This is a genomic window from Streptomyces lasiicapitis, from assembly GCF_014646335.1.
Classification (GTDB): Bacteria; Actinomycetota; Actinomycetes; order Streptomycetales; family Streptomycetaceae; genus Streptomyces; species Streptomyces lasiicapitis.
The window spans coordinates 13,976-40,138 of the sequence record NZ_BMNG01000020.1 but is presented as its reverse complement, the minus strand read 5'-3'; the positions used below and the strand labels follow the sequence as shown (position 1 = coordinate 40,138).

19 protein-coding genes and 1 pseudogene are annotated in these 26,163 nt (G+C 71.7%); 4 read left to right on the top strand and 16 right to left on the bottom strand.

Annotated elements, in window-relative coordinates:
- Window positions 1-12: 12 nt before the first annotated feature.
- The 7 genes from topA to bldG all read right to left on the bottom strand — a co-directional run bounded on the left by topA (window position 13) and on the right by bldG (window position 10,054).
- A complete protein-coding gene (gene topA, locus IEY91_RS35785; RefSeq protein WP_189177143.1) occupies window positions 13-2,832 on the bottom strand; it encodes a type I DNA topoisomerase in 2,820 nt (939 codons plus the stop codon).
- Between the two features lie 400 nt (window positions 2,833-3,232).
- A complete protein-coding gene (locus IEY91_RS35780; protein ID WP_164322367.1) occupies window positions 3,233-3,430 on the bottom strand; it encodes a hypothetical protein in 198 nt (65 codons plus the stop codon).
- Between the two features lie 220 nt (window positions 3,431-3,650).
- Window positions 3,651-5,171 carry a DUF7059 domain-containing protein gene (locus tag IEY91_RS35775; protein WP_189177195.1) on the bottom strand — a complete coding sequence of 507 codons (1,521 nt, stop codon included), beginning with the start codon at window positions 5,169-5,171 and terminating at the stop codon, window positions 3,651-3,653.
- Window positions 5,172-5,389: 218 nt separating this feature from the next.
- Window positions 5,390-5,980 (bottom strand): small secreted protein, encoded by a 591-nt coding sequence (locus IEY91_RS35770; protein ID WP_164322368.1) that lies wholly within the window; start codon window positions 5,978-5,980, stop codon window positions 5,390-5,392.
- Window positions 5,981-6,195: 215 nt separating this feature from the next.
- Window positions 6,196-8,598 carry a sodium-translocating pyrophosphatase gene (locus IEY91_RS35765; protein ID WP_164322369.1) on the bottom strand — a complete coding sequence of 801 codons (2,403 nt, stop codon included), beginning with the start codon at window positions 8,596-8,598 and terminating at the stop codon, window positions 6,196-6,198.
- 542 nt (window positions 8,599-9,140) lie between these two features.
- The gene (locus IEY91_RS35760; protein WP_164322370.1) at window positions 9,141-9,557 is read right to left on the bottom strand and encodes an ATP-binding protein; all 417 of its coding nucleotides are present in this window, start codon (window positions 9,555-9,557) and stop codon (window positions 9,141-9,143) included.
- Window positions 9,558-9,712: 155 nt separating this feature from the next.
- Window positions 9,713-10,054: an anti-sigma factor antagonist BldG gene (bldG, locus tag IEY91_RS35755; protein WP_164322372.1), complete on the bottom strand. Its 342-nt coding sequence runs from the start codon at window positions 10,052-10,054 to the stop codon at window positions 9,713-9,715.
- A gap of 81 nt (window positions 10,055-10,135) precedes the next feature.
- Between bldG and sftH the strand changes: the two genes are divergently transcribed.
- The gene (sftH, locus tag IEY91_RS35750; protein WP_189177142.1) at window positions 10,136-12,589 is read left to right on the top strand and encodes a DEAD/DEAH box helicase; all 2,454 of its coding nucleotides are present in this window, start codon (window positions 10,136-10,138) and stop codon (window positions 12,587-12,589) included.
- Window positions 12,590-12,955: 366 nt separating this feature from the next.
- On the opposite strand, the pseudogene IEY91_RS35745 reads toward sftH, so the two are convergent.
- The 7 genes and pseudogenes from IEY91_RS35745 to ssd form a co-directional block, all read right to left on the bottom strand.
- Window positions 12,956-13,303, bottom strand: a pseudogene (locus IEY91_RS35745) (Rv3654c family TadE-like protein); the annotation flags it as partial.
- Between the two features lie 47 nt (window positions 13,304-13,350).
- Window positions 13,351-13,731, bottom strand: coding sequence for a TadE family type IV pilus minor pilin (locus tag IEY91_RS35740; protein ID WP_189177141.1), 381 nt, complete (start codon window positions 13,729-13,731; stop codon window positions 13,351-13,353).
- Entirely contained in the window at window positions 13,718-13,855 is a 138-nt protein-coding gene (locus IEY91_RS35735; protein ID WP_373288093.1) for a DUF4244 domain-containing protein, read from the bottom strand. The genes IEY91_RS35740 and IEY91_RS35735 overlap by 14 nt, the downstream gene beginning before the upstream one ends.
- A 400-nt stretch (window positions 13,856-14,255) precedes the next feature.
- Window positions 14,256-15,206 carry a type II secretion system F family protein gene (locus IEY91_RS35730; protein ID WP_189177139.1) on the bottom strand — a complete coding sequence of 317 codons (951 nt, stop codon included), beginning with the start codon at window positions 15,204-15,206 and terminating at the stop codon, window positions 14,256-14,258.
- Complete coding sequence (locus tag IEY91_RS35725; RefSeq protein WP_189177138.1) at window positions 15,203-16,069, bottom strand: type II secretion system F family protein; 867 nt, start codon at window positions 16,067-16,069, stop codon at window positions 15,203-15,205. The genes IEY91_RS35730 and IEY91_RS35725 overlap by 4 nt, the downstream gene beginning before the upstream one ends.
- Window positions 16,066-17,280, bottom strand: coding sequence for a TadA family conjugal transfer-associated ATPase (locus tag IEY91_RS35720; protein ID WP_189177137.1), 1,215 nt, complete (start codon window positions 17,278-17,280; stop codon window positions 16,066-16,068). Before IEY91_RS35720 ends, IEY91_RS35725 begins: the two co-directional genes overlap by 4 nt.
- Entirely contained in the window at window positions 17,277-18,395 is a 1,119-nt protein-coding gene (gene ssd / locus IEY91_RS35715; protein ID WP_189177136.1) for a septum site-determining protein Ssd, read from the bottom strand. The genes IEY91_RS35720 and ssd overlap by 4 nt, the downstream gene beginning before the upstream one ends.
- A gap of 525 nt (window positions 18,396-18,920) precedes the next feature.
- Between ssd and IEY91_RS35710 the strand changes: the two genes are divergently transcribed.
- A complete protein-coding gene (locus IEY91_RS35710) occupies window positions 18,921-19,745 on the top strand; it encodes an HAD family hydrolase (protein ID WP_164322385.1) in 825 nt (274 codons plus the stop codon).
- A gap of 431 nt (window positions 19,746-20,176) precedes the next feature.
- Here the strand turns inward: IEY91_RS35710 and IEY91_RS35705 are convergent, their stop codons facing one another.
- Complete coding sequence (locus IEY91_RS35705) at window positions 20,177-20,992, bottom strand: Fic family protein (RefSeq protein ID WP_189177135.1); 816 nt, start codon at window positions 20,990-20,992, stop codon at window positions 20,177-20,179.
- Window positions 20,993-21,108: 116 nt separating this feature from the next.
- Here IEY91_RS35705 and IEY91_RS35700 point away from each other — a divergent pair, with 116 nt between their 5' ends.
- Window positions 21,109-22,098, top strand: coding sequence for an ATP-binding protein (locus IEY91_RS35700; protein ID WP_164322388.1), 990 nt, complete (start codon window positions 21,109-21,111; stop codon window positions 22,096-22,098).
- Window positions 22,099-22,115: 17 nt separating this feature from the next.
- On the opposite strand, the gene IEY91_RS35695 is transcribed toward IEY91_RS35700, so the two are convergent.
- Window positions 22,116-23,408, bottom strand: a complete 1,293-nt coding sequence (locus tag IEY91_RS35695; protein ID WP_164322390.1) for a polysaccharide deacetylase family protein — start codon at window positions 23,406-23,408, stop codon at window positions 22,116-22,118.
- A 298-nt stretch (window positions 23,409-23,706) separates the two neighbouring features.
- Between IEY91_RS35695 and IEY91_RS35690 the strand changes: the two genes are divergently transcribed.
- Window positions 23,707-26,160 (top strand): SulP family inorganic anion transporter, encoded by a 2,454-nt coding sequence (locus tag IEY91_RS35690; protein WP_189177134.1) that lies wholly within the window; start codon window positions 23,707-23,709, stop codon window positions 26,158-26,160.
- Window positions 26,161-26,163: the final 3 nt, after the last annotated feature.

The following is a 26,163-nucleotide window of genomic DNA, read 5'->3' as shown; positions in this document are numbered from 1 at the left end:
GTCAGCCACCGCTCAGTCCTCGGCCGCGGCCTTCGAAGCCGTCGCCTTCTTGGCGGTCGTCTTCTTGGCGGCGGTCTTCTTGGCCGCAGTCGTCGTCTTCTTGGCTGCCGTTTTCTTGGCGGCAGTCTTCTTGGCCGTCGTCTTCTTCGCCGGGGCCTTCTTGGCGGTCTTCTTGGCCGGCCCCTTCGCGCGCTTCTCGGCGAGGAGTTCGAAGCCCCGCTCGGGGGTGATCTCCTCGACGCTGTCGCCGGACCGCAGCGTCGCGTTGGTCTCGCCGTCCGTCACGTACGGACCGAAACGGCCGTCCTTGACGACGACGGGCTTGGCGCTGACCGGGTCCTCGCCGAGCTCCTTCAGCGGCGGCTTGGCCGCGGCACGACCGCGCTGCTTCGGCTTGGAGTAGATCTCCAGGGCCTCGTCCAGCGTGATGTTGAAGAGCTGCTCCTCGGCCTCCAGGGAGCGCGAGTCCGTGCCCTTCTTCAGATACGGGCCGTACCGGCCGTTCTGCGCGGTGATCTCCACGCCTTCGGCGTCCGCGCCGACGACGCGCGGCAGCGACATCAGTTTCAGCGCGTCCGCGAGCGTCACGGTGTCCAGGGACATGGACTTGAAGAGGGAGGCCGTGCGCGGCTTGACCGCGTTCTTGCCGGTCTTCGGGGTGCCCTCGGGGAGCACCTCCGTCACATACGGGCCGTACCGGCCGTCCCTGGCGATGATCTCGCGGCCCGTCCCGGGGTCCGTGCCGAGCGCGAAGTCGCCGCTGGGCTTGGCGAGCAGCTCCTCCGCGTAGTCCACGGTGAGCTCGTCGGGCGCCAGGTCGTCGGGGACGTCGGCGCGCTGGTGGCCCTCGGAGTCGCGCTCGCCGCGCTCGATGTACGGGCCGTAGCGGCCGACACGGAGCACGATGCCGTCGCCGACAGGGAAGGAGGAGATCTCCCGGGCGTCGATCGCGCCCAGGTCGGTCACCAGCTCCTTGAGCCCGCCGAGGTGGTCGCCGTCGCCGTTGCCCGCGCTGGACGCGACGCCCGCGTCGTCGCCCTCACCGAAGTAGAACCGCCGCAGCCACGGCACGGCCTGCGCCTCACCGCGCGCGATGCGGTCGAGGTCGTCCTCCATGCGTGCGGTGAAGTCGTAGTCGACGAGCCGCCCGAAGTGCTTCTCCAGGAGGTTGACGACGGCGAAGGACAGGAAGGACGGCACCAGGGCCGTGCCCTTCTTGAAGACGTAGCCGCGGTCGAGGATCGTGCCGATGATCGACGCGTACGTCGACGGGCGGCCGATCTCGCGCTCTTCCAGCTCCTTGACCAGCGAGGCCTCGGTGTAGCGGGCCGGCGGCTTGGTCGCGTGGCCGTCGACCGAGATCTCCTCGGCGGACAGCGCGTCGCCTTCGGAGACCTGCGGCAGCCTGCGCTCACGGTCGTCCAGCTCGGCGTTCGGGTCGTCCGCGCCCTCCACGTAGGCCTTGAGGAAGCCGTGGAAGGTGATGGTCTTGCCGGACGCGCTGAACTCGGCGTCGCGGCCGTCGGCGGCCCGGCCGCCGATCTTGACGGTGACCGAGTTGCCGGTCGCGTCCTTCATCTGGGAGGCAACGGTCCGCTTCCAGATCAGCTCGTAGAGGCGGAACTGGTCGCCGGTCAGGCCGGTCTCGGCGGGCGTGCGGAAACGATCACCCGAGGGACGGATCGCCTCGTGCGCCTCCTGCGCGTTCTTGACCTTGCCGGCGTACACGCGCGGCTTGTCGGGCAGGTAGTCGCCGCCGTAGAGCTGCGTCACCTGTGCGCGGGCCGCGGAGACGGCCGTGTCCGACAGCGTCGTGGAGTCCGTACGCATATAGGTGATGAAGCCGTTCTCGTACAGCTTCTGCGCCACCTGCATCGTCGCCTTCGCACCGAAGCCGAGCTTGCGCGAGGCCTCCTGCTGGAGCGTCGTCGTACGGAACGGCGCGTACGGAGAGCGGCGGTACGGCTTGGACTCGACCGAGCGTACGGAGAAGTCGGTGTTCTCCAGGGCGGCGGCAAGGGCGCGGGCGTTGGCCTCGTCCAGGTGCAGGGTGTTCTGGCTCTTCAGCTGGCCGACCGAGTCGAAGTCGCGGCCCTGCGCGATGCGCTTGCCGTCGACCGTCGAGAGGCGGGCGACGAGCTGGGAGGGGTCGCTGGAGTCACCGGGGCGGCCGGTGCCGAAGGTGCCGGTGAGGTCCCAGTACTCGGCGGAGCGGAAGGCGATGCGCTCGCGCTCGCGCTCGACGACGAGCCGGGTCGCCACGGACTGCACGCGGCCCGCCGAGAGCCGCGGCATGACCTTCTTCCACAGCACCGGGGAGACTTCGTAGCCGTACAGGCGGTCCAGGATGCGGCGGGTCTCCTGGGCGTCGACCATGCGCTGGTTGAGCTCGCGCGGGTTGGCGACGGCGCCCTGGATCGCGTCCTTGGTGATCTCGTGGAACACCATGCGCTTGACCGGGACCTTGGGCTTCAGGACCTCGAGGAGGTGCCACGCGATGGCTTCGCCCTCGCGGTCCTCATCGGTGGCGAGGTAGAGCTCGTCGGAGTCCTTCAGGAGGTCCTTGAGCTTCTTGACCTGGGCCTTCTTGTCGGCGTTGACCACATAGATCGGCTGGAAGTCGTGCTCGACGTCCACGCCGAGGCGGCGCACCTCGCCCGTGTACTTGTCGGGGACCTCGGCGGCCCCGTTGGGAAGGTCGCGGATGTGCCCGACGCTCGCCTCGACTACATATCCGGGGCCGAGGTAGCCCTTGATCGTCTTCGCCTTGGCAGGCGACTCGACGATGACGAGTCGGCGGCCGCCCTGTGCGGTCTCGCTGGTCGGGGACAACTTCGCTCTTCTCTCCGGTCGACGCTCGGTGGCAGTGCTGCGGTGCTTCGGCAGTGCGGTGGCGGCGCCCGGTGGGGCGCCGTGACTGCGCTTGCGTTGCGCTGACGCTGCGGAGTGTGACGGTACATCCCGCCCCCGTGTCAAACGGGAAAAGCCCGCAACGGCCACTCGAACGGTAACCCGACTACCGCCATTCCTGCCGCCTGGGCTGGCCCCTGGGCCTTGAGCGGTGCGTGTGTGGGCCCCTTTTATGTTGCCGTCGGCCCGGCGTGCCGTCCATCGCGCTGCGCGCTCGTCCTCAATCGCCGGACGGGCTTTTCCCCACCCGCCCGCCCTTTCTGCGCTGCGCGCGGCCTGCCCGGGCGCGTTCCGCTTCTGCGCTGCGCGCGGCTCCCCGGCGTCAGAGCCGTGTGAAGCACCACACCGCGAGGGCCAGGGCGCCGGATCCCGCCAAGGTCGCGAAGGTGGCGGCGGCAGTGGGGTGGACGCCGTGGGCCACGGGGGCGCGGTGGGCGACGCGGGTGCCCGTCCAGAGCAGCAGGCCGGCCCCGAACAGCGCGAACACCGTCCCGGCGAAGATCGCTGGTCCGCTCTCCATGCCCCTGGCCTCCCGTGCCGTCCGCGCGCGGCACCCGTCGGGTGCCCAGGGTGCGGAGGCTGGCACGTCCGGGCGGCGGAAGCACGAAATCCGGGTGAACGGGGGACGGCGGGGAGGGCCCACATTGGCTGGTTTCCCTCCAGGAGGGGCTGGTTTCTCCCTCATGGGTGGGCATGGGTCAGCCCCGGGCCGACGCACACGCCGGTCGCCCCAGGCGCCCCTACCGCCCCACAGGCTCCAGGAACCCCTGCTCCACCAGGAGCCGGATCTGGGCCGGCGTGCGGTCCCTGAGCAGCACCGGGTCCTCGCCCATGAGCTGGGCGATCGCGTCCAGGATCCGTCCCGCGCTCAGCGAGCCGTCGCACACGCCCGCGAAGCCCGCGCCCACCGTGTCCACCTTGGTGGCCCGCCGCATGCCGCGGTGCTGGCGCAGCACGACGTGCTCGGGGTCCTCGGCGCCCGGCAGGCCGACCTGCTCCTGCACCACTTCACCGGCGAGCTTGAAGTGCGCGGCGAGCAGCGCGGCGTCGTCGTGGTCCCGCAGGTAGTCCTGCCGCTCGAAGAACGCCTGCACGGCCTCGCCCAGCGGCTGCTCGACGGGGTGCGGCCACTCCTCGACGGTCACGGACGGCTCGGCGGCGCCGGACTTGCGCAGGGTGATCCAGCCGAAGCCGACGGCCCGGGTCTTGCGGGCCTCGAACTCGTCCAGCCACGCGTCGTACCGCGCCGCGTACTCGGCCGGGTCGGTGCGGTGATCACCGGCGTCCCTGAGCCACAGCTCGGCGTACTGCGTGACGTCCTGCACCTCGCGCTGCACGATCCACGCGTCACAGCCGCGGGGCACCCAGGAGCGGAGCCGCTCGGTCCACTCCTCGCCCTCCACGTGCTGCCAGTTGGCGAGAAATTGTGCGTACCCCCCTTCGTTCAGTCGTGCCCCCGCCTCCTGAACGATCGAGCGGCACAGATCGTCCCCGCCCATGCCGCCGTCCCGGTACGTCAGCCGGGCGCCGGGCGAGATGACGAACGGCGGGTTGGACACGATCAGGTCGTACGTCGCGTCGCCCACCGGCTCGTACAGGGAGCCCTCCCGCAGGTCCGCCTCCGGCGCGCCGGACAGGGCGAGCGTGAGCCGGGTGCAGTGCAGGGCGCGGGGGTTGAGGTCGGTCGCGGTGACGCGGGTGGCGTGCCGGGAGGCGTGCAGGGCCTGGATGCCGGAGCCGGTGCCGATGTCGAGGGCGCTCGCCACGGGCGTACGCACCGTGATCCCCGCGAGCGTCGTGGACGCGCCGCCGACCCCAAGCACCACGCCCTCGTCCCGGCTCCCGATGCCGCCGGCCCCGCCGACCGCGCACCCCAGGTCGGACACGATGAACCAGTCCTCGCCGTCCGGCCCGCCGTAGGGCCGCACGTCCACGGTGGCCCTGAGCCCGCTCCCGGCGCCCGCCGCGCCCTTGGAGTCCGCCACGAGCCAACCGCTGTCCAGAAGGGCGTCGACAGGCAGAACGTCGGCCACGCGCGCGTGCGGCACGGAATCCTGCAGCAGGAACAGTCGTACGAGCGCCGCCAGCGCGCCGTCGCCCCGGGTGGCCCTCAGGGCGGGCACGGTCTCGCTGCGGGCGAGCGCGGTGTAGGCGGGCGCCCCGAGCAGTTCGAGCAGCCCGTCGGCGGTGAAGTCGACGGCGAGAAGGGCTTCCCGCAGCCGCGCGGACACATCGGCACGGTCGGACGAGGGCAAGGGCATGCTGGCGTTACTCACCCCCCAATTGTGACCCGCCCGCTCAAGACGGCACCCCCGGCGCCACTGGGCACCGGGGGCGGACGGCCGTACGGACGACCGGGAGGGGTGAGCGGGACGGCGGGACGGCCGCGTGGTGGGCGCCGCCTGACGCCCAGTCCGACGCTCTGTCCGAGGCCCGGCCCGACGCCCCGTCCGGCTCTCCGCTCGGCCTGGGCCGAGGCCTAGCCGTTCGTCGACGGCGACGAGGCCGCGGTCTTGCAGCTGTCCTGCTCGCGCATGGCCTTGCCCGCGTCGCCCTCCTCCAGCTTCTTCTGTGCCGTGTTCTCGCTCTTGCTGAGCTTGCCGAGCTCCTCGGCGATCTTCGCGAGGTCGTCCGCGAAGGCCGACTGGTCCTTGGTGTCGAGCTTGTCGGTCTGCGTCTTCAGGTCGGCGTACGACTTGGAGAGGCCGTCCAGCTCCTTCACGGCGTCGTTGAGCTTCTTCTCGCCGTCGTCGACGGGCGGGGCGCCCGCCTTCTTCAGCGCGGCGCTGCGCTGGGCGTACGCGGCGGAGATGTCACCGAACGCCTTGGAGTCGGTCGACTTGACCTCGTCCGGCGAACTGTTGTCCGCGGTCTGCTTCTTGATGGCCGCGTTGGCGTCGGCGATCTTCTTGGACTGCGGCCCCACGGCCGTGTCACAGACCTTCTTGGCCCAGTCGTCGAGCTTCTTGTCACCGTCGTCACTGCTGCATCCCGACAGCGCCAGTACCAGTACCGCACCGCCGGACAGTGCGGCCGCGAGCTTCTTGTTCACCGGATTGGTCCCTTCCATGGCTCTCGGCCCCGGAACTTACACGCCAGCCGGGCGACAACCGCATGCCAGGGGTACGTTACGACCCCTATTAGAGCCATTTGCACCAAGCAGGAAGCACGAGAGAAGGCTCACGAGGTCCGCCGCGCGACCCCCGCGCACGCACACGCGGGCGGACGACGCCTCAAAAAGCGCCGCCCGCCCGCGTGTTGAGCGGTTACTCGTGCCCTTCTAGGTCACGAAACCACCGCCGGGTCCGCCGAATTGGCGATCTTGCCCGGGTTCTCGTCCTCGCCCACGGCGATCCCGCGCCGCTTGGACACGTACACCGCCCCGACGATGACGGCGATGGAGAGCACGGCGATCAGCACCCGCATCCCCACGCTCTTGTCCTCGCCGTAGCTGAACTTGACCACCGCGGGCGCGATGAGCAGCGCCACCAGGTTCATCACCTTCAGCAGCGGGTTGATCGCCGGGCCCGCGGTGTCCTTGAACGGGTCGCCGACCGTGTCACCGATCACCGTCGCGGCATGGGCCTCGCTGCCCTTGCCGCCGTGGTGGCCGTCCTCGACGAGCTTCTTGGCGTTGTCCCACGCGCCACCGGAGTTGGCGAGGAACACCGCCATCAGCGTGCCGGTGCCGATCGCGCCCGCGAGGAACGAGCCGAGCGCGCCGACGCCGAGGCTGAAGCCCACCGCGATCGGTGTGAGCACGGCGAGCAGTCCGGGCGTGGTCAGCTCGCGCAGCGCGTCCTTGGTGCAGATGTCGACGACGCGCCCGTACTCCGGCTTCTCCGTGTAGTCCATGATCCCGGGGTGCTCGCGGAACTGCCGCCGCACCTCGTAGACCACGGCCCCTGCCGACCTGGACACGGCGTTGATCGCGAGCCCCGAGAAGAGGAACACGACCGCGGCGCCGAGGATCAGGCCCACCAGGTTGTTGGGCTGTGAGATGTCCATCACCAGGTTCATCGGAGCGCCGTCGCCGAGCTTCTGCCCGACGTCGTCCGCCGCCTCGGCGATCGCGTCCCGGTACGACCCGAAGAGCGCCGAGGCCGCGAGCACCGCCGTGGCGATGGCGATGCCCTTGGTGATGGCCTTGGTGGTGTTGCCGACGGCGTCCAGGTCGGTGAGGACCTGCGCGCCCGCGCCCTGGACGTCGCCGGACATCTCGGCGATGCCCTGCGCGTTGTCGGAGACCGGCCCGAAGGTGTCCATGGCGACGATGACGCCGACCGTGGTGAGCAGGCCGGTGCCGGCCAGGGCCACCGCGAACAGGGCGAGCATGATCGACGTACCGCCGAGCAGGAACGCCCCGTACACGCCGAGACCGATCAACAGCGCGGTGTAGACGGCCGATTCGAGACCGATGGAGATGCCCGCGAGCACGACCGTGGCCGGTCCCGTCAGCGAGCTCTTGCCGATGTCCCTGACGGGACGCCGGTTGGTCTCGGTGAAGTAGCCGGTGAGCTGCTGGATCAGCGCGGCCATGACGATGCCGATGGCGACGGCGATGACCGCGAGGATCCGCGGGTCGCCGCTCTTGGCGAGGATCGCCGCGTCCGTGACTCCGTCCAAGTCCGCGTACGAAGACGGGAGATAGACGAAGACGGCGGCCGCGACGAGCGCCAGCGAGATCCCCGCGGAGATGAAGAAGCCGCGGTTGATGGCGGACATGCCGCTGCGGTCCGAACGCCGTGGCGCCACCGCGAAGATCCCGATCATGGCGGTGATCACGCCGATCGCCGGAACGATCAGCGGGAACGCGAGTCCGGCGTCACCGAACGCCGCCTTGCCGAGGATCAGCGCGGCGACGAGCGTGACGGCGTACGACTCGAAGAGGTCCGCGGCCATCCCGGCGCAGTCGCCGACGTTGTCGCCCACGTTGTCGGCGATGGTCGCGGCATTGCGCGGATCGTCCTCCGGAATGCCCTGTTCGACCTTGCCGACCAGGTCGGCGCCGACGTCGGCGGCCTTGGTGAAGATGCCGCCTCCGACACGCATGAACATCGCGATCAGCGCTGCCCCGAGGCCGAAGCCCTCGAGGACCTTGGGTGCGTCGGCCGCGTACACGAGCACCACACAGGAGGCGCCGAGCAGACCGAGCCCCACTGTGAACATGCCGACGACGCCGCCCGTACGGAAAGCGATCTTCATGGCTTTGTGCGAGACGGCGGTGAGATCCTTTTCCGGCTCGCCTTCCGCCGGTGTCGCTTCCCGCGCGGCCGCGGCCACGCGCACATTGCTGCGTACGGCGAGCCACATACCGATATAGCCGGTGGTCGCCGAGAACGCCGCACCGATCAAGAAGAAGATCGAGCGGCCGATCCGCTGATTCCAGTCGTCCGCGGGCAGCAGCAGGAGCAGGAAGAACACCACGACGGCGAAAACACCGAGGGTGCGCATCTGCCGTCCCAGATAGGCATTCGCGCCTTCCTGGACCGCTGCCGCGATCTTCTTCATGCTGTCGGTGCCCTCGCCCGCCGCGAGTACCTGGCGCACCAGGACCCAGGCGAGCGCGAGCGCCGCGATCGCGACGGCCGCGATGACCATCACGATGAGGCGGTTGTCGTCGGTCAGTACCGCTGCTGCGAGGGTTGAGGGGTGGTCAAGCTGATGAGGGGTAGAAAGCCCCGCCATTCGTCCTCCTTGACGCTTGGGCTGAGCTCAAGATGTGGACGGATTGTAGGGAGCCTGACCTGATCAAAACAGTGCGCCGCAAACGGAATTGGCGCGCAAGTGCGTGTCCGCAAATGATCGCGCCCAAACTTTGACCCCGAAAGCGGTAATGCTCCAAAAGCATTGACGCCCGCGTTGACGCCGAGATCGGCTCCTGATCACGGGGGTTTCTGGCCCCTGGGCCCACTAGTCACATTAAAGAAAACCCCGAACGCCCCACACCGATAAACGAACGGTCCCGCGGGGCGGGAGGAGCTTGGCTTCAGCCCGTCAGGCGGCCGAGGGTTTCCAGCCCGTCCGGCGTTTGAGGACGAGGCCGAAGGCCGACAAGGGGGGAGAGGGGCGAAGCCCCATGTGGAGCCCGCGCAGGGCACAGGGCGAAGCCCTGGAAGGGGTGGGCGGGCGGGGGACAAAGCCCAGCGGGCACGCCGAAGCGGCGGCGAACCACGTCACGCACGGGACCAGCGCCCAAAAACGTCACGGCACAGGCAGAGGGCCCAACGTCACGTAGTGGTGGGCCAAGTCATCCGGATGGACCCACCGTTCTCCCCGGCGGTCACTTCCACGTCATCCACAAGCCCACTGATGACGGCAAGCCCCATCTCGTCCTCCCCCTCGGCCTCGGGGTCCTCCCCGGGGGAACCGGGAGCCCGTTCCCCGGGCGCGGAGCGCGGAGCCTCATCGCCGACCTCGATGGAGAACTGCTTCTCCTCCTCGATCAACGAGACCCGCACGGGAGCGGGAACACCGGCCGCCTGATGCAGACCCACGGCACGGGTGCACGCCTCGCCGACGGCGAGCCTGACCTCATCAAGGACGGCCTCGTCCACTCCGGCCCTGCGCGCCACCGCCGCCGCCACCAGGCGGGCGGTCCGGACGTGCTCGGGCAGCGCGCTGAAGCGGAGTTCAACGGTGGCCATGCATCCCCCTCGGACATACACGCGTGCTGTCAGGGGGCCCGGCCGTCGGCCCGGCCCCCTGCCGTACTGCCACTTCCGGTCCTGCGGCCCGAAACCCCGGGCCGAGGCCCGGGACGTCAGGCCGCAGCCGGACTCCTGCTCGGTCGTCGACCGACTCAGTCGGTGGCCGCGACCGCTTCCTCGACCGAGGTGTGGATCGGGAACACCTTGGTCAGTCCGGTGATACGGAAGATCTTGAGAATGCGCTCCTGGTTGCACACCAGACGCAGCGAGCCCTCATGGGCACGCACCCGCTTCAAGCCGCCGACCAGCACGCCGAGTCCGGTGGAGTCGAGGAAGTCCACGCTCTCCATGTCGACGACCAGATGGAAACTGCCGTCGTTCACCAACTCGACCAACTGCTCGCGCAACTTGGGCGCGGTATAAACATCGATTTCGCCACCGACCTCGACGACCGTACGATCGCCGACGGTACGGGTCGACAGAGACAGGTCCACGGATCCTCCAGCACCTTGCTATCGAGCGGTCGCCCCTCGGGACACCTCGGCCCACGCCCTCGGGACGGATCGCCAGCCGCGATGGCATTCAATCACTTACCGGCAGGCGTGCACGACGCCTTCGGACCATTGTCCATCCCGCCGGTGACACACTCGGTGCCGATGGCCAACTTTTCTCCTGCCGGAGGACCCTCGGCGGACACCCCGGACCGCGTCTCCCCGCAGACGGTCCTCGACCGGCTGACCGCGGGGCCGAGCCGAGCTGCGCGCATCACTCATACGGAGCACCTGCCCCCGCGTGCGGCCCGGTATGCAGTGTGGCCCGATCGCATTCGCCCGGAGGTGGTCGCGGCGGTGCAAGCGGCCGGAATCGAGCACCCGTGGGCCCACCAGGCACTCGCCGCCGAGCACGCGCTGGACGGCGAGTCCGTCGTCGTCGCCACCGGCACCGCGTCCGGCAAGTCCTTGGCATATCTCACACCCGTCCTGTCGGCCCTCCTCGACGGCTCCGAGGCACCCAACGGCCGCGGCACCACCGCCCTGTACCTGGCCCCCACCAAGGCCCTGGCCGCCGACCAGCGCCGCTCCGTGCGTGCCCTGGCCGCGCCCCTGGGCACGGCGGTGCGGCCCGCTGTGTACGACGGCGACACCCCCGTCGAAGAACGTGAATGGGTACGTCAGTACGCCAACTACGTCCTGACCAACCCCGACATGCTGCACCGGGGCATACTCCCGTCCCACCCCCGCTGGTCCTCCTTCCTGCGCGCCCTGCGCTACGTCGTCATCGACGAGTGCCACACCTACCGCGGCGTCTTCGGCTCCCATGTCGCCCAAGTCCTGCGCCGCCTGCGCCGCTTGTGCGCCCGCTACGGCTCCGACCCCGTCTTCCTCCTCGCCTCCGCCACGGCCGCCGAACCGGCCGTCGCCGCCGAACGCCTCACCGGCCTGCCCGTCACCGAGGTCGCCGACGACGCCTCACCCCGCGGCGAGGTCGTCTTCGCCCTCTGGGAGCCGCCGCTCACCGAACTGCACGGCGAGAAGGGCGCCCCGGTCCGCCGCACCGCCACCGCCGAGACCGCCGACCTGCTGACCGACCTGACCGTCCAGGGCGTACGCTCCGTCGCCTTCGTACGCTCCCGGCGCGGCGCCGAACTGATCTCCGTCATCGCCCAGGAACGCCTCGCCGAGGTCGACCGCTCCCTGGCCCGGCGCGTGGCCGCCTATCGCGGCGGCTATCTCCCCGAGGAACGCCGCGCCCTGGAACAGGCCCTGCACTCCGGCGAACTCCTCGGCCTCGCCGCCACCACCGCCCTCGAACTCGGCATCGACGTCTCCGGCCTGGACGCCGTCCTCATCGCCGGCTACCCCGGCACCCGCGCCTCCCTGTGGCAGCAGGCGGGCCGCGCCGGACGCTCCGGCCAGGGCGCGCTCGCGGTGCTCATCGCCCGCGACGACCCGCTGGACACCTATCTCGTCCACCACCCCGAGGCCGTCTTCGACCGGCCCGTCGAGTCGACCGTCCTCGACCCCGACAATCCGTACGTCCTCGCGCCCCACCTCTGCGCCGCCGCCGCGGAACTCCCGCTCACCGACGACGACTTCAAGCTCTTCGGCCCGGCCACCGAGGAACTGCTCCCCCAGCTCGAGGCCGCGAAGCTGCTGCGCCGGCGCACGAAGGCCTGGCACTGGACCCGTCGTGAGCGGGCCGCCGACCTCGCGGACATCCGCGGCGAGGGCGGCAGGCCCGTACAGGTCGTCGAGGAGGGCACCGGCAGGCTGCTCGGCACCGTCGACGCCTCCGCCGCGCACTCGACCGTCCACGAGGGCGCCGTCCACCTCCACCAGGGCCGCACGTATCTCGTCCGCCGCCTGGACCTCGACGACTCCGTCGCCCTCGTCGAGGAGGCCGTCCCGCCGTACTCGACCACTGCCCGCGACACCACCGCCATCTCCGTCCTCGAGACCGACACCGAGATCCCCTGGGGCCCCGGCCGCCTCTGCTACGGCTCCGTCGAGGTCACCAACCAGGTCGTCTCCTTCCTGCGCCGCAAGCTCATCACCGGCGAAGTGCTCGGCGAGACCAAGCTGGACCTGCCGCCCCGCACCCTGCGCACCCGCGCGGTCTGGTGGACGGTCACCGAGGACCAGCTCGACGCCGCCCGCATCAACCCTGAGATCCTCGGCGGCGCCCTGCACGCCGCCGAACACGCCTCCATCGGCATGCTGCCCCTCTTCGCCACCTGCGACCGCTGGGACATCGGCGGTGTCTCGGTGCCCCTGCACCCGGACACGTTGCTGCCGACGGTCTTCGTGTACGACGGCCACCCCGGCGGCGCCGGATTCGCCGAGCGCGCCTTCCACACCGCCCGCCCCTGGCTCACCGCGACCCTGGAGGCCATCGCCTCCTGCGAGTGCGACGCCGGCTGCCCCTCCTGCGTCCAGTCCCCCAAGTGCGGCAACGGCAACGACCCACTGCACAAGCGCGGCGCGGTACGCCTCCTCACCACCCTCCTGAAGGACGCCCCTACGGGCTGAGGCATCCTCGCCGGGGGCGTTGACCGAAGCCGTGGGCGGCCTGGCCCAACCGGTCGGCCCCACAGGCCCTGTGGCCCCCGGGGATCCCATTGCCTCCGAAGCCTCCGAATGTTCCGCGGACCCCGCAGACCCCGCAGACCTCTCGGACCCCGCGGACTCTGCAGACCCCGAAGGCACCACGGGCTCCGCCGGCCTGGTTGACCTCGTCAGCCCTGCGGATCCCGTGGACCCCGCTGACCCTGCCGACTCCGTTGGCCCCACAGAACCCGTTGGCCTCACAGAACCCACTGACCCCGCTGACCCCGCTGGCCCTGCAGGACCCGCTGGCCCTGTAGGACCCGCAGGACCCGCAGGACCCGCAGGACCCGCAGGACCCGCAGGACCCGCCCGCGATCTAACCTCCGTCGTGAACGGCCCGACCTCCACCGCAGCCGTGACCTCCGACACCTCCCCCACCACCTCGCACCGCACCATCCGCGTACCCTGCGCCCGCGCCACCCGGTCGGCCCGGGCGCACGCCCCCGCACGGCCCTCCGTCCAGTGGTCCGCCGCCGCCAGCGCCGCCAGGTCGGCCGCGCCGCCCGCCCGATGGCGAGCCACCGTCACCTGCCCCATCGCCAGCACGGCCCCGGTGATCGCGCACAGCACGGCCATCGCCACCACAGCCCAGACCGTCGCCGCGCCCCGATCGGCCTGCGCCTCGGGCCCACGCACACCTCCGCGCCCCGGCCCAGCCCTCGCGCCGTCCCCCCGACCGCTTCTCACGTCCCCACCCCCACCGTCTCCTCCGCCATCGCCACGGCCTCCGCTCGCAGCCGCAACCCGAGCCCCAGCGCCCTCGGGCCCGGCGACCGCGCCACGACCTCCACCCGGACCAGGTCGCCGTCCCGGCTCACCGCCACACTCGCGCCGCGCGGGGCCGCCTGCCGGGCCGCCGCGACCGCGGTGCCCCGCGGGTCCTGGCGGGCCATGGCGCGGGCCCCCGCCCGGGCCGCGTCCACGCACTGGATCTGCGCGGACGCGGCCAGCAGGGCCCACACGAGCGCCATCGTGAAGAGCACCAGCGTCGGCAGCACCACGGCTGCCTCCGCCGTCACGTACCCGCCGTCACGCCGGGCGCGGCGCCCCTCAGAACTGGACATCCAGCGCCCCCTCCACCACCGCCTGCAGAGCCGCCTTGACCGGGCCGCTCGTCACGACCTTGTAGAGCAGCCCGGCGAACGCGACCGTCGCGATGATCCCCATCGCGTACTCCGAGGTCACCATTCCGACATCCCTCGCGACCCCGGGCATCCGACGCGCCGCCCACCCCCGGGGCACCGTCCACCCCCGGGGCGCGAGCCGCCCCGTACGCCCTGTCCGACCCGGACGCTCCCACCGCATCCATCGCGCCATCCGCGCCACGTACAGCCGAGCGCGCGCACGCACCTGTCCCCTCATGCCAACCCCCATGGAATTTCCGTCAGTTGTTCAGTGCTCGTGTTCAGTGATTCCGTGCTTGAAGTTGCTTGAAATTGCTTGGTCAAGGTCGGTACCCCGGGGCACGAACAGGCCGGCCCCCGCACCCCGCGATGTCCTGCCGGCCGTACGACATTTCGCCCAGCCATCCGCATGTCCCGGAGACCTGCCGCTGCCCACCGCGGCCGCCCCCGCCGGGCAGGCCACCTCACACCCCGCCCATCAGGCCCCCGGCCAGCCCGATCACCACCGGCAGCACCCCGACCGCGATGAACGCGGGCAGAAAGCACAGCCCCACCGGTGCCGTCATCAGGACCGCGGCACGCCGGGCCCGGGCTGTCGCCGTGCGCCCCTGTTCGGCACGGCAGTCCGCGGCGATGCGGGCGACGGGTCCCGCCGCGGGGGCGCCGGACTCGGCGGTCTGTTCGAGGAGGCGGGCCAGTCCTCCGGCACCCGGTATCTCGCCGACCTGCCGCCACGCGTCCGCCGGTGCGCCGCCGAGCCGCACCTGCGCCGCGCCCCACGCGAGCCGGTCCCCCACGGGACCGCCCAAGGACTCGCCCACGGCCTGCGCCGCCACGACAGGCCCGGCCCCTGCGGCCACGCAGGCCGCCAACAAATCTGCCGCGAGCGGTAGTTGCTCTGCAGCTCGGGCAGCATCGACCTCCGCCTCCCGGTCACCGCCGAGCCGCATTCGCCACACGCAGCACCCGACGATCACGCCGACCACGCATCCCGCGACCCCGCCGACGAACGCCCACCCGGCACCCGCCACGGCGGCGACCGTGAGCCACCTCCGCGCAAGCTCCCGCCGCCCGGTCAGCGCACCATCCCACCGCCCGAGCCACCCCCGCTCCCCGGGCTCCCCGGGCCCGCTGCCGCGCCCCAGTCCCCACAACCGCCCCGGCCGACCCCCGGCACCCAGCACGGCCAAGACCCGCCGCCCCGCGACACGTTCACGCCGTGCCGCCGCCACCGTCAGCACCAGCCACACCAGAGCCGTCACCGACCACACGACAACCCCCAGCCTGTGGAAAACCCCGGCGTCACCGAACAGGCCCGGCACTCCGGACGAGCCCGAGGGGCTGGACAGGCCCGATGAGCCGGACACGCCCGACGGGCCGGACAGACCCGGCAAGCGGCTGAACTCGCCCCTCATCGCCCCTCCGCCTTCCGCATGATCCGCAGCGCCCACCACACGCCCGCGCCCTCCAGCACTCCGCCCACGAGCAGGCAGCCGAGACCCGCTCCGGTGTGGAACAGCACCCGCAGCGGGTCGGCCCCGAGAGAGACGCCCATCAGCAGGCCGAGGACGGGAAGTCCGGCGAGCATCAAGGCCGTCGACCGGGCGCCCGCCAACTGCGCGCGCAGGTCGGCCCGTTGGTCCCGCTCCGCGCGGAGCGCCGCTTCGAGGCGGTCCAGGCCCGCCGCGAGACCGGCGCCCCGGTCCACCGCGACCCGCCAGCACGCCGTGAGCCCGAGGAGACCTTCGGCACCCGGATCGCGGGCCGCCTCCCGCAGCGCGGCGGGCACGTCCCCACCGAACCGCGCCGCCGCGAGCACCCCGGTCCGCGCCCCGCCGAGCCCCCGGCCGGTCCCCTCACCGGCCTCCGCGGCCGTACGCAGCGCCTGCCCGGGCTGCCGCCCCGCCCGCACCTCACCGGCGAACGCCCCGCACAGCGCGATGACCGCGTCGGCCCGCCGCTCCCGCTCCTGGCGCGCCTCCCGGGCCCGTCGCACCCGGCCCGCGAGGGGCATGCCGACCGCCCCCGCGAGGAGGGGCAGGAAGGAGTCCCCCAGCAGCCCTACGGCCGCCCCGGCCACCAGGACCCAGACCTCGTACCCCAGGCGCCCACGCGCCCACGTGAGCCCCCGCTGCCACCTGGGCGTCTTCGCCGGGCCGCCCACCGCGAGCAGTGCCCGAGCCCGCCGCAGCCCCCGAGTGGCCCGAGCCCGCCCGCCGAGCAGCCACACCGAGCCGCCCGCGCACAGGGCGGCACCGCACACCGCCGCCGCGCTCATGCCCCCTCACCCCGAGAGACCCAATCAACCCGGTCGCCCTGGTCGCTCCGGTCACCCCGGCCCCCGAGCAATGCGCTCAGCCGCGGCCAGCCGCGCTCCTTGACGAAGCCCCGCTCGCCCCAGCGCAGCGCGGGCACCGTCGCCACCAGGCCCGAAGCGCCGCGCTCCAGCACCTGCACCTCGGCGATCCGGCGCCGCCCCGCCCGGTCGCGGGCGAGGTGGAGGACCACCGACAGGGCGGCCGCGAGCTGGCTGTGCAGCGCGGCCCGGTCGAGCCCGGCGGCCGTGCCCAGCGCCTCCAGACGGGCCGGTACGTCCGCGGCGGCGTTGGCGTGCACCGTGCAACAGCCGCCCTCGTGGCCCGTGTTCAGAGCGGCCAGCAGGTGCACCACCTCGGCGCCCCGCACCTCGCCCACCACCAGCCGGTCGGGGCGCATCCGCAGTGCCTGGCGCACCAGGTCGTCCAGGCCGACGAAGCCCACTCCCTCCTGGTTCGCCGGCCTGGCCTCCAGGCGCACCACGTGCGGGTGCTCGGGGCGCAGTTCGGCGGAGTCCTCGGCGAGGACGATGCGCTCTCCCGGCCCGACCAGGCCGAGCAGGGTGCTCAGGAGCGTCGTCTTGCCGCTGCCCGTTCCGCCGCTGATGAGGTAAGAGAGGCGGGCGTCGAGCAGCCTGCGCAGCACCCGCTCGCCGCCGGGCGGAACCGTGCCCGCCGCGACCAGCTCCGCGAGCGTGAAGGCGCGTGGCCGCACGACCCGGAGCGACAGATACGCGGAGCCGACGGCGACCGGCGGCAGTACCGCGTGCAGGCGGGTGCCGTCCGGCAGCCGGGCGTCCACCCAGGGCCGCGCGTCGTCCAAGCGCCGGCCGGCCACGGCCGCGAGCCGCTGGGCGAGGCGCCGCACGGCCGCCGCGTCCCGGAAGGAGACGTCCGTGAGTTCCAGGCCGCCGCCGCGGTCCACCCAGACGCGGTCCGGCGCGGACACCAGCACGTCGGTCACCGACGGGTCGGCGAGCAGCGGCTCCAGCGGGCCCGCGCCCACCAGTTCCGAGCGCAACTGCTCGGCCGCGCCGAGGATTTCGGTGTCCCCCAGGACCCGGCCCTGTGCCCGCAGTGCCTCGGCGACCCGCGCCGGGGTGGGCTCGGTGCCGTTGGCCGCGAGCCACTGCCGCACTCCGTCGAGCATCCGGGCGCCCACGACCGCGCTCATACGCCCCCTCCGGCCTCGGCGGGAAGCCGCTCCCAGAAGGCCCCGCAGAACCGGGCGAGGGGCCCGCGCGTCGTGCCGCCGGGCGGCCGTCCGCCGCTCTGTGCCGTCAGGAGGCCGTGCTCCCAGGGCAGTTCGCCGACGAGAGGGAGGCCGAGCAGCCGTGCCACCTCGTCCGCGTCCAGCCTGTCGCCGCCCGACGCGCCGGGTCCGGGAGTGGCCACGACCCGCAGGTCGCGCAGCACCATGCTCACCGCGGACGCCACCCGCCGGGCTCCGGCGACCGCGCGCAGCTCCGCCGGCACGACGAGCAGGCCGACGTCGAGCTGTGCGAGGGCCTCCGCCACCGCTTCGTCGACCCGGCGCGGCAAGTCCACGATCACGACGCCGCCGCGCCTGCGGGCGGCGGCGAGGACGGCCCGCACGGCCTCCGGCGCGACGGCCGGAGTGTCGCCGCGGTCCCAGCTCAGGACGTGCAGGTCGTGCAGCGCGGGCAGGGACTCCTCCAGGGCGCCGCCGCCGACGCGGCCCCGCGACTGCGCGAAGGCGGGCCAGCGCAGCCCTTCGGCGGCCTCTCCGCCGAGCAGCACGTCGAGCCCGCCGCCCAACGGGTCGGCGTCGACCAGCATGGTGCGCCGCTCGGCGCGCGCCGCCGTGACGGCCAGGGCGCAGGCCAGGGTGGAGGCCCCGGCGCCGCCGCGGCCTCCGATGACGCCGACGGTGAGCGCGGGCCGCCCCACGCCCTCGGCGACGTCGGCGATGCGGTCCACGAGCCACTGCTCGCCGTCCGGCAGCATCAGCACGTCGTCCGCGCCGATCTCCACGGCCCGCCGCCAGACGCCCGAATCATCCTGATCCCGCCCCACGAGCACGACTCCGCGCCGCCGTGCGGCCCCGCGCACCCGGTCCGCCGCGTCGTCCCCGACCAGGACGAGCGGGGCGGCCTCCCATCCCCCGCCGCGCTCCGGCACGCCGTGGTGCACCTCTGGGCGCGCCCCCGCCGCGGCGCACAGCCGCAGCAGGTCGTCCAGCAGATCCACGTCCTCCGTGACGATCAATGGTCCGCCGGCGTGTCCCTCGGACGGCGGCGGCGTGTCGCACGCAATGACTCCAGCCACGATCTTTGCCCCCCTCTCGCTGCAAGTCCTTCGAATGCGCGCCTGTGCGCATCCGGATCCGCCTACGCGAAGACCGGCCAATGGAATCCGGCCATGAACTTCACGAGCGGAATCAAGCGTGCTGCGATCCCGGAAATCGTGTGGATCTTGGTGAATAACTGTGGAGAAGGCGCTGGCTGTGAATATCTCCTTCACCCATACCGGTGACGCCTCGAACGACTTCCACAGCGCAGCCCCACGCTTACGCACAGTGACGGATCTTGGACGCGCGGCATCGGCGCCGTTCGGGCAAACGAAAGGCCCCGGCGATCAGACAAGATCAGGAATGAGAGGAGAAAACCCACCCGGACATGCGACGACCCCCGCCGGGGGGGAGAGCGGGGGTCGTCCCCTCGGTCCGACTCGGGGGGGGAGGAGCCAGACCGGGTTAGCACGGTCGCGAACGATCCGTGACTTCCATGGTGTACCCGAGAGCCTTCTCAGGCAAACCCACGCGCCTCAGCTTACGCCGAATGGTGGGCGCCTATGCTCAGGCTCGTGGAAAACCACTCCTTGCCCCGCACAGCCGCGTTCTTTGACCTGGACAAGACGGTCATTGCGAAGTCGAGCACTCTGACGTTCAGCAAGTCGTTCTACCAAGGCGGGCTGATCAACCGCAGGGCGGTGCTGCGGACCGCCTATGCCCAGTTCGTGTTCCTCGCTGGCGGCGCCGATCACGATCAGATGGAGCGGATGCGCTCGTACCTGTCCTCGCTGTGCCGCGGCTGGAACGTGGAGCAGGTCAAGGAGATCGTCGCGGAGACGCTGCACGACCTGATCGACCCGATCATCTACGACGAGGCGGCCTCCCTCATCGAGGAGCACCACACCGCAGGACGCGACGTCGTCATCGTCTCCACCTCGGGTGCCGAGGTGGTCGAGCCGATCGGTGAACTCCTCGGCGCGGACCGGGTGGTGGCCACGCGCATGGTCGTCGGCGACGACGGCTGCTTCACGGGCGAGGTGGAGTACTACGCGTACGGACCCACCAAGGCGGAGGCCGTGCGGGAGCTCGCCGAGTCGGAGGGGTACGACCTGGAGCGCTGTTTCGCCTACAGCGACTCGGTCACGGACGTGCCGATGCTCGAGTCCGTCGGCCACCCCTATGCCGTCAATCCGGACCGGGCGCTGCGCCGCGAGGCCCTCGCGCGCGGGTGGCCGATTCTCGACTTCCACCGCCCGGTGCGGCTCAAGCAGCGGCTGCCCGCGCCACCCCGTCCGGCGCTCGTCGCAGTGGCCGCGGTCGGCGCCGCGGCGGCCACCGCGGGCCTCGTCTGGTTCGCCAGCCGCCGACGCGCGGCCGCCGGCTGACCTCCTGGAGACCGCGACCGGGCCTCCAGGGGACGGTGACTGACCGGCATCCAGGAGGCGGCCGGAAACCCTTGTCCGATTCACCCTTGTTTGAACCTAAAAGTAAAGAAGTGCAGCCAGGGCTTCCGCTTACCCCAGGACAGGAGTACAAAGGAGTCAACGGCCCGCGAGACCAAGGACATCCGAGAGGATTACCTTTAACCGCAATGATTGGCCCCACGGACCGAAGCATGAACATCGAGCACCCACGCGACGTCGACCCGTCGATTACGGGCCAGCCGCACCAGGTGACGGGCAAAGTCCCGACCTGATGGGCAAATATTCGAGGACGCTTGGTAACCCGGTGAACATGCCAGCGGCGGTACGAATTCTCGTACCGCCGCAACCCTGTTCAGGGCCCGCCACTCAGGCGGCACCCCCGCCCCGGGCCCTCACGCCGCGCCGCGCTGAAGCGCCTCGCACACCGCCGTCGACTCCCTGACGCCCAGCTCAACCGCCTTGCCGCAGTGGGCGATCCAGGCGGCCATGCCCTCCGGCGTGCCGGACGCGTACGCCTCCAAGGCACCCGCGTAGGCCGCGCGCCCCAGTTCCGCGTGGCCCGCCTCGGCCGGGCAGATGGACTTCGGGTCGAGACCGCTGCCCACCAGGACGATGCGCTCCGCCGCGCGTGCCACCAGGCCGTTGTGCGAGCCGAAGGGGCGCAGGGCCGCCAGCTCGCCGTGCACCACGGCCGCCGTCACCAGGGCCGGTGCCGAGCTCCCCGCGATGACGAGCTGCGCGAGCCCTTCGAGGCGGCCCGCCACCTCCTTCGCGTCCGGCAACTCCAGCTCGATCAGCGGCTCTTCGACCGGCTCACCCGCGAGTCGCGGGCGGCCCGCGGCCTCGTCGGCGTCGGCCGCGGCGACCAGGTGCAGGCGCGCCAGGACCCGCAGCGGCGACTGCCGCCAGATGCTCAGGAGCTGCCCCGCCTCGGCGGTCAGCCGCAGCGCGGCGCCCATCACGCGGGCGTCGCCCTCGCCGCCGAAGTCGCTGCGCCTGCGGACCTCCTCCAGAGCCCACTCGGCGCCGGACAGCGCCGCGGACCCCCGCGCGCCGCGCAGCGCAGCCTCGGCGGTGACCTCATTGCTGCGGCGCCGCATGACCCGGTGGCCGTAGACCCGGTCGACGGCCTTGCGCACGGAGTCCACGGAGTCGGGGACGCCGGGCAGCGCGCCCAGGGCCACCAGCGGATCGGCATTCGTACTCATGAGTACGACCCTACGCACCACCGGCTCACCCGCCACGAAGGAGTGGTCTTCTTCACGCGAACCGGCGCTCTCTTCTCCCGAACGGCGCCCGGCGGAAGAGGGCGCGGCTACGCTACATGAACATGAAGATCGCTTTCGTCGGGAAGGGCGGCAGCGGCAAGACCACGCTGTCCTCGCTCTTCATCCGTCACCTCGCCGCCACCGGCGCCCCGGTCATCGCCGTGGACGCCGACATCAACCAGCACCTGGGCGCCGCGCTCGGCCTCGACGAGGAGCAGGCCGCCGAACTGCCGGCGATGGGCGGGCGGCTGCCGCTGATCAAGGACTATCTGCGCGGCACCAACCCGCGCATCGCCGGCTCCGATTCGATGATCAAGACGACTCCGCCCGGCGAGGGCTCGCGGCTGCTGCGGGTCTGCGAGGACAACCCGGTGTACGAGACGTGTGCGCGGGCCGTGGAACTCGACGGCGGCGCCGTCCGTTTGATGGTCACCGGGCAGTTCACCGAAGCCGACCTCGGTGTCTCCTGCTACCACTCGAAGACGGGAGCGGTCGAACTGCTCCTGAACCACCTGGTCGACGGCCGCGACGAGTACGCGGTGGTCGACATGACCGCGGGCTCGGACTCCTTCGCCTCCGGGATGTTTACCCGCTTCGACATGACGTTCCTCGTCGCCGAGCCGACCCGGAAGGGGGTCTCCGTCTATCGCCAGTACAAGGAATACGCACGCGACTTCGGCGTCGCCCTCAAGGTCGTGGGCAACAAGGTGCAGGGCCAGGACGACATCGACTTCCTGCGCGAGCAGGTCGGCGACGACCTCCTGGTGACCGTCGGGCACTCCGACTGGGTGCGCTCCATGGAGAAGGGCCGTCCGCCCCGGTTCGCACTCCTGGAGGAGGGCAACCACCTCGCCCTGAAGACGCTCCAGGACGCGGCCGACGCCACGTACGACAGCCGCGACTGGGAGCGGTACACCCACCAGATGGTCCACTTCCACCTGAAGAACGCGCGGAGCTGGGGCAGCGAGCGGACCGGGGTCGACCTGGCCGCCCAGGTCGACCCCGACTTCGTCCTGCGTGAGTGCCCGGCCGCCGCTACGGCCTGATCACCGCTACGGCTTGATCACCGCTTGGCCGGCTCCGCGCCCGGGACTCCCTTGGGCGCCGGGGCGGGCCTGGCGGACAGGTAGGGGCGCCAGCCCTCCTTCGGGGCCTTGCCGACGCCGAGCCGGGTCAGCCTGTCCAGGACCTGCGGGTCCTGCGCGTCCAGCCAGTCGGCGAGTTGCCGGAAGGACACGCAGCGCACCTCGCGCTTGGTGCAGACGCGCTCGATGGTCTCCTCGATGGCGCGCATGTACGTGCCGCCGTTCCACGACTCGAAGTGGTTGCCGATGATCAGCGGGGCGCGGTTGCCGTCGTAGGCGCGCGCGAAGCCGCGGAGCAGGCCGTCACGCATCTGGTCGCCCCAGTACTCGTGCTGGTCCGGGTCGCCCTGAGAGGTCGAACCGGACTGGTTCACCATGAAGTTGTAGTCCATGGTGAGCGTCTCGAAGCCGCGGCCCGGGACCGGCACGAGCTGCATCGACAGGTCCCACAGGCCCTCCTTCTTCTTGGGCCAGAGCTGGTTGTTCACGCCGCTGGTGTCGTAGCGGAAGCCGAGTTCGCGGGCCGCGCGCATGAAGTTGGTGCGGCCTTCGAGGCAGGGGGTGCGGGCGCCGATGAGTTCCCGGTCGTAGTCGAAGGGCAGCGGGGCTGCCTTCTTCAGACCGGTGTTGGTCTTCCAGGCCTTCACGAAGGACTTGGCCTGGCCGATCTCGCTCTTCCAGTCCTCGACCGACCACTCGCCGACGCCCCGGCCCGTGCCGCAGAAGTGGCCGTTGAAGTGGGTGCCGATCTCGTTGCCCTCGAGCCAGGCGCCGCGGAGCTGGTCCACGGTGTCCTTGATTCCGGCGCGGTCGTTGAAGCCGATGTCCGAGCTGCCTTCGAGATGCTGCGGCGGCTTGTAGAGCCTCCGCTTCTCCTCGGGAAGCATGTAAACGCCGCTGAGGAAGTACGTCATCGTGGCGTCGTTGCGCTTGGCGACCTTGCGGAAGTGCGAGAACAGCTTCTGGCCGTCCTCGCCCGCGCCGTCCCAGGAGAACACCACGAACTGCGGGGGCTTCTGGCCCGGTCTGAGGCGCTCGGGCCTGGGCAGCAGCGGCTGTTGACCGGTGAACGCGGTCGAGCCGTCCCCGATCATGCGCACCGCGGCCTTGGGCGCCGGAGCACCGGCCGGCTTCTTCGCCCCGTGCGCGCCCCCCTTGGCGCCCGGCGAGTCGTCGGCGCACCCGGCCAGGGCCGCCGTGCAGACCATGAGTGCGGCAAGGCCCGCGGCCGTCCGCCGCGCCCCCGCCCCAGTCCTTGGGTTGGCGGCCATCTTCCGCCCACCTTCTTCCGTTGCAAGTCGGGACAGAACGGCAGCAACTTCGCATGGCGGCGCGGGGGACGTATTACGACAAGCCGATAAGCATTTTTATTCACTCATTGAGGTGATCAGATACCCCATTTGCCCGGAAGGTCCAGACGCGAGCTTTACTCAGCATTACGATCCATTTACCGAGAGTTGATATATCCCGCCGCTGCAACGCCGTGACCCACGGCCGCGACCCGCCCTCCGGTGCCTGCCGGAGGACCCCTTGTTCCGCGACCGCGCCGCCCCGGAGGAGACGGGAACCATGACTGCCTGCGTCCGTACCAGCGACACCGAATCGGCTCACGGCCCACGCGCCCAGCAGCCCCACGCGCCACCGCCGCGCAAGAGGTTCCGCATCGCCGGCGCCGACGTGTCCGCGTCCGTCGCCGTCTTCCTGATCGCCCTGCCGCTGTCCCTGGGCATCGCCCTCGCCACCGGCGCCCCGCTCCAGGCGGGCCTGGTCGCCGCCGCCGTCGGCGGGCTCGTCGCCGGCCGACTGGGCGGCGCCCCGCTCCAGGTCAGCGGCCCCGCCGCCGGCCTCACGGTCGTCACCGCCGACCTCATCCAGCGGTACGGATGGCGGACCACCTGCGCCATCACCGTCCTCGCAGGCCTCGCCCAAGTGGGCCTCGGCTGCCTGCGGGTGGCGCGCACGGCGCTCGCCGTCAGCCCGGCCGTCGTACACGGCATGCTCGCCGGAATCGGCGTCACCATCGCCGTCGCCCAACTGCACATCGTGCTGGGCGGCACCCCGCAGAGCTCCGTGACCGCCAACCTCGGCGCGCTTCCCGCCCAGTTGGCCGACCTGCACCCGGCCGCGCTGTCGATCAGCCTCCTGACACTCCTCGCCCTGGTCCTGTGGCCGCGGCTGCCCGGGTGGGCCGGGCGCGTCGCCCGGACCGTTCCCGCGCCCCTGGTGGCGGTGACGGCGGCCACCGCGCTCGCCGGCTTCGCCCATCTGCGCCTGGACAAGGTCGAGTTGCCCTCGTGGCGCAGCCACGCCCTCGTGGGTCTGCCCGAGGGGCCCGTGCTCGGGCTCGTCGCGGCCGTGCTCACCGTCACCTTGGTGTGCGGCGTGCAGTCGCTCCTCGGCGCGGTCGCCATCGACAAGCTCAGCGGCGCCCGCCCGGGGGCCGCGCCGGGTGTCGGCCGCTCCGACCTCGACCGCGAGCTGCGCGGCCAGGGCGCCGCGAACATCGTGTCCGGGGCGCTCGGCGGACTGCCGATCGCCGGGGTCGCGGTGCGCAGCGTGGCCAATGTCCGCGCCGGAGCCGTGAGCCGGAACTCCACGATGCTGCACGGCGTTTGGGTAGTAGTGGCCGCCCTGCTGCTCGTGCCCGTCCTCGAGCTGATCCCGCTGGCCGCGCTCGCCGCCCTCGTCATGGCCATCGGCATCCAGATGGTCAGCCTCAACCACATCCGCAGCGTCACCCGCCACCGCGAGATCCTCGTCTACGTCGTCACCACCCTCGGCGTGGCCGTGCTCGGGGTCCTGGAAGGCGTGGCCACCGGCGTCGCCGTCGCCGTGGCCGTCGCCCTGCACCGCCTCGCCCGCACCCGCATCACCTGCGAGGAGGACTCGGAGGGCGTCCACCACGTTCATGTGCGCGGGCAGTTGACGTTCCTCGCGGTGCCCCGGCTCAGCCGCTGCCTGCACCACATCCCCCAGCGGGCGCACGCGGTCGTGGAGCTGGACGGCTCCTTCATGGACCACGCGGCGTACGAGACGCTGAACAGCTGGCTGGACTCGCATGCCGCGCACGGCGGCAGCGCCGAGGTCACCGGCCGCGGCGGGCAGCGCATCACGGAGCCCGCGGCCACGGCGCACTGCGGCTGCCGCCCCTGGACGCCGTGGCGCAACCACCAGTGCGACACCCCCCAGGAGGCCCCGCGGGCGGACGGCCGCGAGCAGCACCAACTGGCCAAGGGCATCAGCGCGTTCCAGCAGCACACGGCGCCGCGCGTGCGCGGTGAGCTGGCCCGGCTCGCCCGCGAGGGACAGCAGCCCGTGCAGCTCTTCCTGACGTGCGCCGACTCCCGCGTCGTCACGTCGATGATCACGTCCAGCGGTCCGGGCGACCTCTTCGTCGTGCGCAACGTGGGCAATCTCGTGCCGCTGCCCGGCGCCGAGAGCGGCGACGACTCGGTGGCGGCCGCGATCGAGTACGCGGTGGACGTCCTCCAGGTCAAGTCCATCACCGTGTGCGGGCATTCGGGCTGCGGAGCCATGCAGGCGCTGCTCACCACGCCGACGACCGGGGCGCCGACCCCCCTCAAGCGGTGGCTGCGGCACGCGCTGCCCAGCCTGGAGCGGACGGTCGGGCAGGGCCTCGTGGGGACAGAGGGAGAAAGAGAGGGAGAAGGGGACGCCTCCGGCCCGGCAGGGGTCGGCACCTCAAGCGCCTCAAGCGCCTCAGGCACGACAAGCACACCCCGCATCGCGGGCCGCGCCCCCGTCGACGTGGTCGAGCAGCTCTGTCTCACCAACGTCGTGCAGCAGTTGGAGCACCTGAGGGCCCACGAGGCGGTGGCAAGGCGGCTCGCCGAGGGCACCATCGAGCTGCACGGAATGTACTTCCACGTGGGCGAGGCGCAGGCATATCTGCTGGCAGAGAGCACGGAAGGGGGTGCGGACGGGGGTGGGACGGCGACGGCTGGGCAGGCATCTGACGAGGTGTTCAGCCAGGTCACCCCCACCCGCCCGGTAGAGGTCTAAACC

What these genes read in the sequence shown, in the direction of transcription:
- IEY91_RS35780 (WP_164322367.1), bottom strand. Translation starts at nt 3,430, where the DNA reads ATGGAGAGCGGACCAGCGATCTTCGCCGGGACGGTGTTCGCGCTGTTC.
- IEY91_RS35775 (WP_189177195.1), bottom strand. Translation starts at nt 5,171, where the DNA reads ATGCCCTTGCCCTCGTCCGACCGTGCCGATGTGTCCGCGCGGCTGCGG.
- IEY91_RS35770 (WP_164322368.1), bottom strand. Translation starts at nt 5,980, where the DNA reads ATGGAAGGGACCAATCCGGTGAACAAGAAGCTCGCGGCCGCACTGTCC.
- IEY91_RS35765 (WP_164322369.1), bottom strand. Translation starts at nt 8,598, where the DNA reads ATGGCGGGGCTTTCTACCCCTCATCAGCTTGACCACCCCTCAACCCTC.
- IEY91_RS35760 (WP_164322370.1), bottom strand. Translation starts at nt 9,557, where the DNA reads ATGGCCACCGTTGAACTCCGCTTCAGCGCGCTGCCCGAGCACGTCCGG.
- sftH (WP_189177142.1), top strand. Translation starts at nt 10,136, where the DNA reads ATGGCATTCAATCACTTACCGGCAGGCGTGCACGACGCCTTCGGACCA.
- IEY91_RS35740 (WP_189177141.1), bottom strand. Translation starts at nt 13,731, where the DNA reads ATGTCCAGTTCTGAGGGGCGCCGCGCCCGGCGTGACGGCGGGTACGTG.
- IEY91_RS35735 (WP_373288093.1), bottom strand. Translation starts at nt 13,855, where the DNA reads ATGGTGACCTCGGAGTACGCGATGGGGATCATCGCGACGGTCGCGTTC.
- IEY91_RS35730 (WP_189177139.1), bottom strand. Translation starts at nt 15,206, where the DNA reads ATGAGGGGCGAGTTCAGCCGCTTGCCGGGTCTGTCCGGCCCGTCGGGC.
- IEY91_RS35725 (WP_189177138.1), bottom strand. Translation starts at nt 16,069, where the DNA reads ATGAGCGCGGCGGCGGTGTGCGGTGCCGCCCTGTGCGCGGGCGGCTCG.
- IEY91_RS35720 (WP_189177137.1), bottom strand. Translation starts at nt 17,280, where the DNA reads ATGAGCGCGGTCGTGGGCGCCCGGATGCTCGACGGAGTGCGGCAGTGG.
- IEY91_RS35710 (WP_164322385.1), top strand. Translation starts at nt 18,921, where the DNA reads ATGCTCAGGCTCGTGGAAAACCACTCCTTGCCCCGCACAGCCGCGTTC.
- IEY91_RS35705 (WP_189177135.1), bottom strand. Translation starts at nt 20,992, where the DNA reads ATGAGTACGAATGCCGATCCGCTGGTGGCCCTGGGCGCGCTGCCCGGC.
- IEY91_RS35700 (WP_164322388.1), top strand. Translation starts at nt 21,109, where the DNA reads ATGAACATGAAGATCGCTTTCGTCGGGAAGGGCGGCAGCGGCAAGACC.
- IEY91_RS35695 (WP_164322390.1), bottom strand. Translation starts at nt 23,408, where the DNA reads ATGGCCGCCAACCCAAGGACTGGGGCGGGGGCGCGGCGGACGGCCGCG.
- IEY91_RS35690 (WP_189177134.1), top strand. Translation starts at nt 23,707, where the DNA reads ATGACTGCCTGCGTCCGTACCAGCGACACCGAATCGGCTCACGGCCCA.